At 32.8% G+C, this 13,779-nt stretch carries 12 protein-coding genes; 5 read left to right on the top strand and 7 right to left on the bottom strand.

What is annotated here, in order from left to right; translation table 11 throughout:
* Positions 1-80: 80 nt before the first annotated feature.
* Positions 81-767 carry a hypothetical protein gene (locus Q0975_RS19900; RefSeq protein ID WP_299439904.1) on the bottom strand — a complete coding sequence of 229 codons (687 nt, stop codon included), beginning with the start codon at positions 765-767 and terminating at the stop codon, positions 81-83.
* Between the two features lie 261 nt (positions 768-1,028).
* On the opposite strand from Q0975_RS19900, the gene Q0975_RS19895 reads away from it, so the two are divergent.
* Entirely contained in the window at positions 1,029-2,018 is a 990-nt protein-coding gene (locus tag Q0975_RS19895) for a fasciclin domain-containing protein (RefSeq protein ID WP_299439902.1), read from the top strand.
* Positions 2,019-2,086: 68 nt separating this feature from the next.
* Here the strand turns inward: Q0975_RS19895 and yidC are convergent, their stop codons facing one another.
* The 5 genes from yidC to ruvX form a co-directional block, all read right to left on the bottom strand.
* Entirely contained in the window at positions 2,087-3,970 is a 1,884-nt protein-coding gene (gene yidC / locus Q0975_RS19890; protein WP_299439900.1) for a membrane protein insertase YidC, read from the bottom strand.
* Positions 3,971-4,057: 87 nt separating this feature from the next.
* Positions 4,058-5,701 (bottom strand): CTP synthase, encoded by a 1,644-nt coding sequence (locus Q0975_RS19885; protein ID WP_299439898.1) that lies wholly within the window; start codon positions 5,699-5,701, stop codon positions 4,058-4,060.
* A 207-nt stretch (positions 5,702-5,908) separates the two neighbouring features.
* Positions 5,909-6,328 carry a DUF5606 domain-containing protein gene (locus tag Q0975_RS19880; RefSeq protein WP_299439896.1) on the bottom strand — a complete coding sequence of 140 codons (420 nt, stop codon included), beginning with the start codon at positions 6,326-6,328 and terminating at the stop codon, positions 5,909-5,911.
* Positions 6,329-6,439: 111 nt separating this feature from the next.
* A complete protein-coding gene (gene def, locus Q0975_RS19875) occupies positions 6,440-7,030 on the bottom strand; it encodes a peptide deformylase (protein ID WP_299439894.1) in 591 nt (196 codons plus the stop codon).
* 47 nt (positions 7,031-7,077) lie between these two features.
* Entirely contained in the window at positions 7,078-7,488 is a 411-nt protein-coding gene (gene ruvX, locus Q0975_RS19870) for a Holliday junction resolvase RuvX (protein ID WP_299439892.1), read from the bottom strand.
* Positions 7,489-7,614: 126 nt separating this feature from the next.
* On the opposite strand from ruvX, the gene Q0975_RS19865 reads away from it, so the two are divergent.
* The gene (locus tag Q0975_RS19865) at positions 7,615-8,430 is read left to right on the top strand and encodes a 2,3,4,5-tetrahydropyridine-2,6-dicarboxylate N-succinyltransferase (protein WP_299211173.1); all 816 of its coding nucleotides are present in this window, start codon (positions 7,615-7,617) and stop codon (positions 8,428-8,430) included.
* A 72-nt stretch (positions 8,431-8,502) separates the two neighbouring features.
* Positions 8,503-9,567, top strand: coding sequence for a glycosyltransferase family 9 protein (locus Q0975_RS19860; RefSeq protein ID WP_299439890.1), 1,065 nt, complete (start codon positions 8,503-8,505; stop codon positions 9,565-9,567).
* Here Q0975_RS19860 and Q0975_RS19855 read toward each other — a convergent pair.
* Positions 9,564-10,385 carry a glycosyltransferase family 2 protein gene (locus Q0975_RS19855; protein WP_299439888.1) on the bottom strand — a complete coding sequence of 274 codons (822 nt, stop codon included), beginning with the start codon at positions 10,383-10,385 and terminating at the stop codon, positions 9,564-9,566. The two genes, Q0975_RS19860 and Q0975_RS19855, sit on opposite strands and share 4 nt — an antisense overlap.
* A gap of 70 nt (positions 10,386-10,455) precedes the next feature.
* Here Q0975_RS19855 and Q0975_RS19850 point away from each other — a divergent pair, with 70 nt between their 5' ends.
* Positions 10,456-11,217, top strand: coding sequence for a glycosyltransferase family 2 protein (locus tag Q0975_RS19850; protein WP_299439886.1), 762 nt, complete (start codon positions 10,456-10,458; stop codon positions 11,215-11,217).
* 180 nt (positions 11,218-11,397) lie between these two features.
* Positions 11,398-13,773 carry a TonB-dependent receptor gene (locus tag Q0975_RS19845; protein ID WP_299439884.1) on the top strand — a complete coding sequence of 792 codons (2,376 nt, stop codon included), beginning with the start codon at positions 11,398-11,400 and terminating at the stop codon, positions 13,771-13,773.
* Positions 13,774-13,779 lie beyond the last annotated feature (6 nt).

Genomic DNA, 13,779 nt, shown 5'->3' with positions numbered 1-13,779 from the left:
TGCAAAAATAACAAATAAAAAAAGCAATGCATATGCATTGCTTTAAGGTTTTTTCTATGTGCCAATTCTAAAAATTGATACTACATACCTCCTTTTCCTAAAGGAAATCGTTTTTGTTCCAATAATTTACCATTTTCATAATAATTCCAAACTCCATTTTTACGGTCTCTCTTGTAATCACCTTCTATTCTAACTTTACCATTAGCATCATAATATTTAGTAATACCATGCAACTGATCATCCTCATACGTGAATTCCTTCATAATTATACCTTTCTCGGAATACACAATACGTTTACCTTGTTTTTCACCTTCTACGTACATTATCTTTTCGGTTAGTTGACCATTTTCAAAATACGTTTTTTGTTCTCCATGAAGTTTTCCTGATTTATACTCTTCGGTCATCATTATTTTAGAAGAACCTTTATGGTAATAGGTCCATAAACCTATCCTTTCTTTACCAATCATATTTCCTGCACTAATAACTTTTCCTTTCGAGGTAAAATATTTTACGCTAACGCTATCAGTCTTATTAGAGAATACTTTTATTGCAGTCGGTGATTTTCCACTATTAGATTTATAGAACTTAAACTCACCCACTTCTTTTCCGTGATCAAAAGTTCCTTCGTACCGAATCTGATTACTATTTTCATATTTCTTCTGCCATTTTCCATGACGTTTACCATCAGCATCAAAAGCATTAAACTCTTGAGCATTTCCGATTATGGTGCTGCAAACAAAAACGAAAAACAAAAATCTATTTTGCATGGTTCAATTTATTTTTTTTCTAGATAATCTAATAATCCAAAAAGTATACCAATATTCAGTAAAAATACTGTCAAAAGAAAATTTCAAATCATTTTTATCAAAAAAAATCCTACAAAAAATTTATTAAAATTTCCAAAAAAATAATTAAGCTATACTAAAAACTAGCATTGTTAACTTTTGTTTAACGAATTATTAAAAATATATAAATTCTATACAACGTTAGCTTAGCTGAACAAATTATAACTTTTAAAACTCAAAAACATGAAAATTATTTCAAAAATCACCAACGCTGTAATTATTGCGGCATTAGTACTGGGTGTTTCATCCTGTGGTAGCGATGACGATGGAAACATTATTATTCCGACTGATAACATAGTAATTACGGCCACAGCAGATACTGACTTATCATTATTGGTAGCTGCTCTTGCTGCTGCTGATGGAGATTTAGTATCGGTTCTTAGCGGAACCGGACCTTTTACCGTATTAGCTCCAACAGATACAGCAATGCAAGCTTATCTTACTGCTAATAATTATGCAGATATCGCTGCCATTCCAACAGATGAATTACAACAATTGTTATTAAATCATGTAATTCCTGGAGAAGTTAATTCTACAACGCTTACTAATAATGGAGCGGGTTATACAGAAACTTCATCTACTGCTGGTCCTGGTGGAACTACAATCAGTATGTACTACAATACCACGAGTGGAGTGGTTTTTAACGGCGTAGCCACTGTTACAACTCCTGATGTTGCAGCATCAAACGGTATCATACATAAAATAGATGCTGTAATTGGGTTACCTGACGTAACTACTTTTGCTACTGCAGATCCTAATTTCTCTAGACTTGTAGAAGGATTAACAGCATACAGTTTTGATTATGTTACCACATTGCAAGGAGATGGTCCTTTTACGGTATTTGCTCCTAATAACGCAGCTTTTGATGCTTTACTAGCAACTAACACGGATTGGAATACTCCTGCCGATATTGAGGAGAGCACTTTAGAGTCTGCTTTAAACCTTCATGTTATTCCTAGTGAAAATACTAGAGAAGCTGATTTAACCGACGGCAGTGTTATTACACTATCGGGACTAATTAATGTTGATGCAACTGCAAAAACTGTTAATGATGGAGCAGATCCTGCAAATGTTGGTACAATAGTTACCTCTGATGTACAAGCTACTAACGGAGTAATACATATGATAGATGGAGTTTTATTAACTCCTGTCGTTATTATTTCAGGAAGATAAAATAAACTAAAAATAGAAAGCCCCGTTTACAAATTGTAAACGGGGCTTTCTTATTTTATATATATCTACTATTTTTTACCTTTTTGTTGTTCTGCTTGTTCCATTAATTCCTTCATCTTCTTCTGGAACTTACCTTGTTTTTTAGGTTTTTTCTTATTCTCCTGAATCTTAGCGTGAATTTTATCTTCATCAATAATTACGTTTTTAATTACCAACATAATACCGATTGTAATCAAGTTAGAAATAAAATAATACAATGATAATCCACTTGCATAATTATTAAAGAAAACTAGCATCATCAATGGAGATAAATACATAATAAACTTCATATTAGGCATTCCAGGTTGCTGCTGTTGCATAGTTTGTCCTGTAGTCATCATCATATAAATAAATATGGCTATAGAAGCTAAAATTGGAAACAAACTAATGTGATCACCATAAAATGGAATCTCAAATGGTAATTGAGCTATTGTATCATAACTAGATAAATCATCCGCCCACAAGAAACTCTTCTGTCTCAGATCAAAGGCACTAGGGAAGAAATTAAACAGCGCATAAAAAACAGGAATCTGCATAAATGCCGGTAAACAACCACTCATCGGACTAGCACCTGCCTTACTGTATAAGGCCATGGTTTCCTGCTGTTTTTTCATAGCATTGTCCTTATATTTTTCCGTAATCTCAGCGATTTCAGGCTTTAATATTTTCATTTTAGCCTGAGAAACATACGACTTATATGTAACTGGCGATAAAACAATACGAACAATTACTGTCATAACAACAATTGCTATCCCATACGGAAGGAATCCACTTAGAAATGCAAAAAATGGAATAAATATATATCTGTTTATCACTCCAAATATACCCCATCCTAGTGGTACAATTTCATCTAAATTACGATCATAAGCACTTAAAATCTTATAATCAGTTGGACCATAATACCAATCCATATCATAATTCAACTCTCCTCCTTGAAGTTCCAAAGGCACAGATGCAGCAAACTCCTTTGTTACTTTTATATCTTTATCATCTAACTCACTAGTATTAGCAACGTTTTTAGATGCAAGTGTAGCCGTTTTAAATGGAGTATCTGTTAATAAAACAGATGTGAAGAAATGTTGTTTAAACCCAATCCAGTTTACTTGTTCTTCTTGATCTTCATCAAATTCTCCTTGTCCAGTATACCCATCTTTATCTCCTCCTTCATATTCATAGTGAATATCTGTATAACGGTTTTCATAAGAAGCACTCTTAGCTTGTCTGATTGCTTGTAATTTCCAATCTAAGTTAATCTGTTGACCACTATTAAAAACTTGTTGCAATCCTTGAGACTTAATAGAGAATTCTAGCATATAATCATTAGGCTTCAATTCATATCTATATTCTAAGAATTTAGATTCAGATACTTTCCATTTCATGGATAAGACCGTATTGTCTCCATTTTTGGTAACCGTTGGCTCAAAAAATAAATCTCTAGTATTTAAAATTCTATTATCTGTAGTTCCAAAATTAAGATTGAAAGAAGCATTTTTACCATCTTTAATTAAATATAAAGGAACAGAATCATATGTTTTGAAGTTTTTAAGTAACGCTTCTTCAATATATCCTCCTCGGTTATTAATTTTTAAGCTTAAGACTTCGTTTTCTATTTTTGTAACGTGGTCTTTTGCAGAAGGTAGACTTGCAGAGTATGCAGCAACTCCCAATTTAGATTGTGCGGCTACCATTGCCAAAGAATCTTTTGGATCTACAGTAATCGCTTCGCTTTTTGTAACAAAATCTGTTGTCTTAACTTCATCTTCTTTCTGTTCCGTTTCTGCCTGCTCTTGCTTTGCTTTTTCTGCTTCAATCTCTTCTGGTGTAGGTTTATTAATGTAAAACATCCACGCAAAAATTCCAAATATCAGTACAAATCCAATTACTGTATTAAGGTCAAATTTCTTTTCTTCCATTGATATGTGTATAAAAAAACCAAGATCTGGTTATCCCAAAGGTTTTTTAAAATTATTTACTTTTTTTATTGTCAATTATCTAGCCAGTTAGGATCCTTGTGCCACTTTGGCATCTTTATCACAATTAGAATATTCTACGGCTGCTTTTACAAAAGCTACAAAAAGTGGATGAGGATTGGCTACCGTACTTTTATATTCTGGGTGATACTGTACACCTACGAACCAAGGATGATCAGGAATTTCAACAATTTCTACTAATCCAGTTTTTGGATTGATTCCTGTAGTTCTAAGTCCAGCTTTTTCTAATTGTTCTTTGTACTGATCATTGTATTCATAACGATGACGATGACGCTCAGCTATTAAAGACTCACCATAAGCTTCGGATACTTTACTAGCATCCATTAACTCACAATCCCAGGCTCCTAATCTCATAGTACCTCCCATATCAGTGATATTCTTTTGCTCTTCCATTAAGCTAATAACTGGATTCGCAGTATTTTCATCAACTTCTACAGAACAGGCGTCTTTCAAACCTAAAACATTACGCGAATATTCTATCACAGCCATCTGCATTCCTAAGCAAATACCGAAAAATGGTAGTTTATTTTCTCTTGCATATTGTACCGCTTTAATCTTCCCTTCGATACCTCTTTCTCCAAATCCAGGAGCTACCAATATACCATCTAAGTGCGCAATTTTACCCGCAATAGTTTCATTATCGATATACTCCGAATGAATACTCTCGATATTCACCTTCACCTCATTTTCCGCACCAGCATGTATAAAAGCTTCCAAAATAGATTTATAAGAATCTTGCAGTTCTACATATTTCCCAATAAGACCTATTGTTACCTCACACTTAGGGTTTTTATGTCGTTGTAGAAAATCATTCCACTTATCTAAATTCGGAACATTATCATCTCTAAGTACCAATTGTTTTAACACGACAGCATCCAACCCTTCTTCCAACATTAAATTAGGCACATCATAGATTGTAGATGCATCAATAGATTCTATAACTGCCTCTTGTCTTACATTACAAAACAAAGCTAGTTTTTTACGAAGATCTTCTGACAATTCATGTTCTGTTCTACACACCAAAATATCTGCTTTTATACCGCTTTCCATTAACGTTTTTACACTATGCTGCGTTGGCTTGGTCTTTAATTCTCCAGCAGCAGATAGATATGGTATTAGTGTAAGATGGATCACTAGTGCATTTGTATCTCCTAATTCCCATTTTAACTGACGAACAGCTTCGATATAAGGTAAAGATTCTATATCACCAACCGTTCCTCCGATCTCTGTAATTACAATATCGTAATCACCACTTTTTCCGAGAATCTGAATTCTTTCTTTAATCTCATTTGTAATATGCGGCACCACTTGAACCGTTTTTCCTAGAAATTCGCCACGACGTTCTTTTTCGATAACGCTTTGGTAAATTCTACCGGTAGTTACATTATTAGCCTGCGATGTAGGTGTATTCAGAAAACGTTCATAATGTCCAAGGTCAAGATCAGTCTCTGCTCCATCATCAGTCACATAGCATTCCCCATGCTCATAAGGGTTTAATGTTCCCGGATCAACATTAATATAAGGATCCAGTTTCTGAATCGTAACTCTATATCCTCTTGCCTGAAGCAATTTTGCCAAAGAAGCTGCTATAATTCCTTTTCCTAATGAAGAAGATACGCCTCCGGTTACAAAAACATATTTGGTATTAGCCATGTAAACTTAACTATTTGTTCGGTTGTGTTTAAATTTTGCGCAAAAATACGAAGAAGTACCCAAACAGTGTATTGAAAATAAGGCAATATTTGTATAACTTATTCATAATCCCTTAACAGTATAAAAAACTGATAATGAATTCTTAAACTCTAAACAAAAAATCCCGCCTCAATAAGACAGGATTTTCGATTATTAAAAAAATACTTTTTATTCTTCTTCGTCGGATGTTACCTCTTCTGGTTCTTCAAAATCAGTAATTCCTTTAGATTGTAAAATATTATACCATTGTATTACTTTTTTCATATCGCTAACATACACTCTGTCTTCATCGTAATCAGGCAATACTTCACTAAAATAAGCTTCTAATTTATTCTTAGATTCTTTATGGCTAATAGCTTTCTCACCATTTTCTTTTTCCTGGATTCTTTTAAATATTTCTCTTAAAGGAACTTCCTCTGTAAAAGTATATATTGCAATTTCACTAAGAATACTCACATTGTTTTGAATACTAACGGATAATTTTTTACCATCTGCTAATGATTCTGCAACAAATCCACTACGGGTTTGTGCTTTTAATTCGTATAAACCTGGTTTTCCAGAAATCGATAATATTTTATCTAAGCTCATATATTTCTTTTCAAGGTTGGCAAATATCAACAGTTCATTTTAAAAAATCAAACATTAACCAACATAAATTATTACATAATTCTTACTATAAAAATGTATTGCGAATATTTTTTAACGTCCTTTTTTAGCTAAAGGAAACCTCATTCGATAGTCAGCATCAATCTTACCTTTAGAAATATTAGTAAGTTTCCCTTTAATTAAACGTTTTTTAAGGCTGGATAGTTTATCTGTAAACAAAACTCCTTCGATATGATCATATTCGTGCTGGATAACTCTTGCTGCAAGACCACTATACGTTTCTGTATATTCTACAAAGTTCTCATCAAAATAGTTAATTTTGATTGTTTCTTTTCTAAAAACATCTTCTCTAACTTCCGGGATACTTAGACATCCTTCAGTAAAAGCCCATTCTTCACCAGTTTCCTCAATGATTGTAGCATTTATAAAGACTTTTTTAAATCCTTTTAACACTTCTCTTTCTTCTTCAGAAAGTTCTTCATCATCCGAAAAAGGCTCAGTATCCACCAAAAACAATCGTATCGGAAGTCCAATCTGTGGAGCAGCCAATCCAACACCATGAGCATTATACATGGTCTCAAACATGTTTTCTAGTAATTCTGAAAGCTTAGGATACTCTTTATTAATTTCCTTTGCTTTTTTCTTCAATACTGGATCACCGTATGCAACAATTGGTATAATCATATGATAAGTATTCTATATTTTCTATTCTTTATTGTTATTGAATTTCCTTATAAATTATAAAGATAATCCTGAAGTATAATCGTAGCACTAATCTGATCTACTAATGCTTTATCCCTTCGTTTCTTTTTAGATATTCCACTGGCGATCATAGTATCAAAAGCCATTTTAGACGTAAATCGCTCATCAATCCTTTTTACAGGAATATCGGGCAATAGTTTTGCTAGTTTTTCTAAAAACGGTTTGATCAACTTTTCGCTCTCTGAAGCTTCTCCATGCAAACGTTTTGGCTCACCAACTACAAATAATTCTACTTCTTCTTCAGTCACATAGTTTTTCAACCAACTTAATAGTTCTTTAGTATCTACTGTGGTTAATCCAGAAGCTATGATCTTGGATTCGTCTGTAACTGCAATCCCACATCGCTTTCCTCCATAATCTATTGCCAAAATCCTTGCCATAATTTATTTTGTGCAAAAGTATAACATTATTATAAAATAGTACGAATTATTAAGAGTATCCTAAAATATCCAATGAGGGTATGATTTTCCGATGAAGCTGTTATCTTTACCAAAATTTTTTAATAAATGAACCAACTAAAAGAAACCATAGAAAAAGCTTGGGATAATCGAGAGCTTTTAAAAGAATCAAGTACTCAGGATGCTATCAGAAAAGTTGTAGACTTACTAGATGCTGGAGAACTTCGTGTAGCAGAACCAATAGAAGGTGGATGGCAAGTAAACGAATGGGTAAAAAAAGGAGTTGTACTTTATTTCCCAATCCAAAAAATGGAAACATTAGAAGCTGGTATTTTTGAATACCACGATAAGATTCCATTAAAAAAAGGATATAAGGCAAAAGGAATTCGAGTGGTTCCTAATGCAGTTGCGCGTCACGGAGCATATATTTCTCCTGGAACCATCTTAATGCCTAGTTATGTTAATATCGGTGCATACGTTGATGAAGGCACCATGGTAGATACATGGGCAACAGTAGGTAGTTGTGCACAAATCGGTAAAAATGTTCACCTTAGCGGTGGTGTTGGAATTGGTGGCGTTTTAGAACCATTACAAGCTGCTCCTGTTATCATTGAAGACAATGCTTTTATCGGATCCAGATGTATTGTGGTAGAAGGTGTTCGTGTAGAAACTGAAGCGGTACTTGGAGCTAATGTAGTATTAACAGCTTCTACTAAAATTATTGATGTTACTGGTGACACTCCTGTAGAAAGAAAGGGAGTTGTACCTGCAAGATCAGTGGTTATCCCTGGTAGTTACACAAAGAAGTTTGCTGCTGGTGATTACAATGTTCCTTGTGCATTAATCATAGGGAAACGTAAAGAGAGCACCAATAAAAAAACCTCGCTTAACGATGCACTTAGAGAGCACGATGTAGCTGTTTAATTATAAATAAAACATATTTGTGAGCTTGTCTAAAAAAAGACAAGCTCATTCTTTTAATCAATAGCTTGGCAAATGAAAATATTAGTCATTCAACAAAAAATGATCGGTGATGTGCTTACAAGCACTATCATTTGCGAAGCACTAGCAAAAGAATATCCTGATGCCACGATTGACTATTTAGTAAACTCTAATACAAAGCCTGTAATTCTTGAAAATCCATTTTTCAATAATGTTATAGAGTTTAAAAATGAATATCGCGATAGTAAGAAAGCGTTCTATTTTTTTTTAAAGGAAATTAAAAAATCAAAATACGATCTGGTTATCGATGCTTATGGAAAATTAGAAAGTAACCTCATCTCTTATTTTTCTAAAGCTCCAAAGAAAATATCCTTTTATAAATGGTATACCCAATTTCTCTACTCTAAAGTAATTCACAGAAAGCCCGAACCTATTACTAATGCTTCTATAGCAATTGAAAATAGGTTGAGATTGGTATATTCTGAAGAGAAAATTGCTACTCATATTATTCAGCCAAAAATATTCTTAACTGAAGAGGAAAAAAACACCTCTAAATCATATCTACAAGACAATGGAATTACCTCAGAAACACCTCTTATAATGATTAGTGTTTTGGGTAGTGAAATGAGAAAAACATTACCTTTTGACTATATGGCCAAGGTAATTGATGAAATTGTAGCCACTTCCTCTGGTAATATTCTATTTAATTATATTCCGAGTCAAGAAAAAGATGCTAAGGCTATTTATGACTTGACAACAAAAAACACACAGAAACATATTCACTTTAATGTATTCGGAAAAAGTTTGCGTGAATTTATAGCAATACTCTCTCATTGTAATGTTTTAATTGGAAATGAAGGTGGAGCAGTTAATATGGCTAAAGCTTTAGACAAACCGACCTTTACGATTTTCTCACCATGGATTATTAAAAAAGATTGGAATATGTTTGAAGATGGCACTAAACACGACTCAGTTCATCTTTATGATACCAAACCTGAGTTATATGGAGATAAGACTCCAAAAGAGATGAAACACAAAGCACTGGAATTATATAAAAATCTTTCTTCAGAATTAATTATTCCAAAACTTAGATCATATCTTCAAAACCTTAAGTTTTAATCTTTTTCGATTCCAAAAGGAGTTCTGATTACATTCTCTTGTTTCGTGATTTTTCTAATAGCTTTATTTCTGGTAATCATCCCTGGTTGCACATATCCTCTTTCATGATATAAATGTAAACAAATTGCACTATAACGTATTTGTTTTGCTTTAATCCCAAGATTAAATAAACGCTCGCCTATTTCTCTATCCTCTCCTCCATATTGCATCCGTTCATCAAAACCATTAACCAATAAAACGTCTTTTTTCCAACCTGAAACATTCATACCATCCCAAGTAGCTTTAGTCGGAGTTATAAAATTAAGAAAACGTTCTTTCCATCCTGTGGCAGTTAATTTGTTTAACTTAAATGAAGACTCCAGCCCTTGATCTATTAACCAATTAGCATCAAAACATTCTTGATTCTTTATATGTTTTTCAGTAATTAATTCTGAAATATGCTTTGGTAACTTAAAATATCCTCCTGACAAAAACCAACCAGGTTTCCTCATTCGTAAATGGGTTTCAATAAAATCTTCTTTGGGAATACAATCCCCATCAGTAAATAATAAATAATCTGAATTTGCAACCCCAATAGCTTTGTTTAAAATCACTGTCTTTCTGAATCCTTGATCCTCGTGCCAAATGTGTTGTAAAGAATAATTAGACGTTTTAGAAAATGATGAAACTAATTTCTTAGTATCTTCTGTTGAACCATCATCCGCAACTATTACCTGAAAGTTACTGATACTCTGACACTCATATCCGAATAATACTTTTTGCAACCATTCGGGTTGGTTGTAAGTACTTATGATTACTGTTATTTCTGGTGATTGCATTGCCGTAAAAATAACTATTTTTGCAAGATACCTTTATAAATAAGGCATCAATCAATCTTAAAATACGCGAATGGTTAAACTATCTGCTGTTATCATTACTTACAACGAAGAAAAGAAAATAGAGCGATGTCTTTCATCTTTAGCAGGTGTTGTAGATGAAATTGTAATAGTAGACTCTTTTTCTACAGATAGGACAGAAGAAATATGTAAGCAATTTGATGTCAAATTTATAAAGCAACAATTTTTAGGGTATATAGAACAAAAGAACTTTGCTATTACACAAGCTTCCTATGATCATATCATATCTTTAGATGGTGATGAAGCTTTATCTTGCGAACTTCAGAATTCTTTGATTAAACTAAAATCTAATTGGGTTCATGATGGATATTATATGAATAGATATAATAATTTTTGTGGCCAGTGGATAAAACACTCCGATTGGTATCCAGATAAAAAACTGAGAGCTTTTATTAAAGGGAAAGGTGAATGGAAAGGAATTAATCCACACGATTCTTTTAAATTGACCAATCCAAAAGCTTCTTCAAAATTATCAGGTGATATATTGCACTGGAACTACGCTTCCTATCAAGAGTTTAACCTTAAAACTGATAAGTTTTCTACAATATCTGCTCAATCATACTATAAGTTGGGTAAAAAAGCTCCAATCTGGAAAATTATTCTCAATCCGACTTGGGCTTTTTTTAAAGCTTATTTTCTAAGATTTGGATTTCTAGATGGATTTAATGGCTTTGTTATATGTATACAAACCGCCAATATTACTTTTTTAAAGTACTCTAAACTCAGAGAATTAATTAAGCAAAATAGTAACTAAACACACTACCTTTCAACAGATTACTCATAGGTGAATTCTAGTTAACCTCTATTATTAAAACATTTGTTCGTTTGAAAAAATAATGGTTTATCGGTTTTTTTCAAGGCTTATCCTAATTTCTAAAATTCAGCAAAGCTCCTCCTATAGTTTTGAATAAAAATTATTTAAAACTGTATTCGTATGACTAAAAGATTTGTATACCTGCTCTTTTTATATGCACTTGGAACATTTGGACAAGAACAACTTACTATAAGTGGATATATAAAAGATATTGGCTCTGGAGAGAAATTACTGGGAGTTAATATTATTATTGATGATTCTATAGGAACCACAACAAATGATTATGGTTTTTATTCTATAAACATTGAGAAAGGAACTCATCAAATAGAAATCAGTTATTTAGGATATAGCACTATTCGTAAAGAAATTCTAATTACGAAGAATCAAAAAATAGATTTTGATTTATCAGAAGAATTAGCCCAATTGGACGAGATTATTATCTCATCTAACAACACAAGAAAAAAAATAGAATCTACGGAAATGAGTGTTATATCATTACAAGGAGAAACTATAAAAAAAATGCCCGCCATTCTTGGTGAGCCTGATATTCTAAAATCATTACAATTGCTACCTGGAGTTTCTAGTGTAAACGAAGCTTCATCTGGCTTTAATGTAAGAGGTGGCTCTGTAGATCAAAACCTAATACTACTTGACGAAGCTACTATTTACAATGCTTCACATTTATTCGGCTTCTTCTCTGTATTCAATTCTGATGCTATAAAAAATGCAAAATTATACAAAGGAGGAATTCCGTCTACGTATGGTGGAAGATTGTCTTCTGTACTCGACATAAAACAAAAAGAAGGAAATACTAAAAAATTTGGAGGAAATATTGGAATAGGACTTATTTCTGCAAAAGCATTAATAGAAGGCCCCATTCTAAAAGGTGATAAAGAAGAAGCTTCTGGAAGCTATATGCTAGCAGGTAGAAGATCATACATAGATCTATTTTCATTCCTTTTAGAAGATTTCAAGGACAGTTCTCTGTTTTTTTATGACTTCAACCTAAAAGCAAACTATGATCTAAATAAAAACAATCGATTATTTCTTTCCGGATATTTCGGGAGAGACACATTTGAACTTGATGGATTATTAGGTACAACCTGGGGAAACTCCTCTGGAACCTTACGATGGACAAGTGTTATAAATGAAAAGTTATTTCTACAAACTTCTGCTATTTTTAGTAATTATGAATACAATCTAGACAATCTAAGAACTGGTTCAGAATTTAGATGGAAATCTAGTATCACCAACTACAACCTAAAACCAAAACTATCTTGGTACATTAATAATAATAACACACTGAAAACAGGAATTGATATGACTTACTATCAATTTAAACCTGGAAAAATATCTTCTCTAAATGGATCTAGTATTAATGAAGAAGAGTTTAGTGACAAGTTTGGTTTAGAAAATGGGGTTTATGTAGATTTAAAACAAAAATTATCAGATAAACTTAGTGTTCAATACGGATTACGATGGTCTAATTTTTTTAGACTAGGAGCTCAAGAAATACGCGAATATGAAACAGGGACTCCATTAACCTATAATTCTGAACAGAATATTTATGAAGAAAATGAAGTGACAGGAACAACACAATACGGCTCTGGAGATAATATAAAATCATTTAATGGATTAGAACCTAGAGCGTCTGCCAGGTATTTATTAAATGATTCAAATTCTTTTAAGATAAGTTACAACAGAATGTATCAATATTTGCATTTAATCTCTAACACTACCTCTCCTACTCCTCTAGATGTTTGGTCTCCAAGTGGTTCATATATAAAACCCCAATATTCAGATCAATTAGCACTAGGATACTTTAGATCATTTAATGATGGTAAATATGATCTGAGTCTGGAAACATATTATAAGAAATTGAGTGATGTGACAGATTTTATTGATGGAGCGGATCTAATATTTACAGAAGAAATAGAAACTCAGATAGCGCAAGGAGAAGGAAGAGCATATGGGTTAGAAGTACAACTAAATAAGAATGAAGGTAGACTTACTGGTTGGTTAAGCTATACACTTGCTAAATCAGAAACTAGAGTTCTGGGGATTAACAATAATGAATATTATCCATCTAATAGTGATCAATTACATGAGCTAAACCTTGTTGGGTTTTATAAACTTAATAAAAGATGGGATTTTGGAGCAAACTTTGTTTTTGGTTCAGGAAGACCAGTAACCTATCCTACTGGAAGGTATGAGCAAAATGGATTAGTAGTTGCTGATTACGACAATAGAAATGGCAATCGATTACCAGCCTATCACAGATTAGACATATCGGCTACATTAAATCCAAAAAAAGGTAAAAATGGTAAATGGGTATTCAGTCTGGTAAATGTATACAATAGACAAAATGCAGCCTCTATTTACTTTAATGAAATTGGAGAAGTCGGTGACACAGATATAGCTACTGGAATGACTCAAGCAACCAAACTATCATTCTTTGGCATTGTACCAAGTATATCTTATGAATTCAAATTTTAAAAAACA

This window comes from uncultured Aquimarina sp., assembly GCF_947500065.1.
In the GTDB taxonomy this organism is placed as follows: Bacteria; Bacteroidota; Bacteroidia; order Flavobacteriales; family Flavobacteriaceae; genus Aquimarina.
This window is presented reverse-complemented; position numbering and strand designations above follow the sequence as displayed.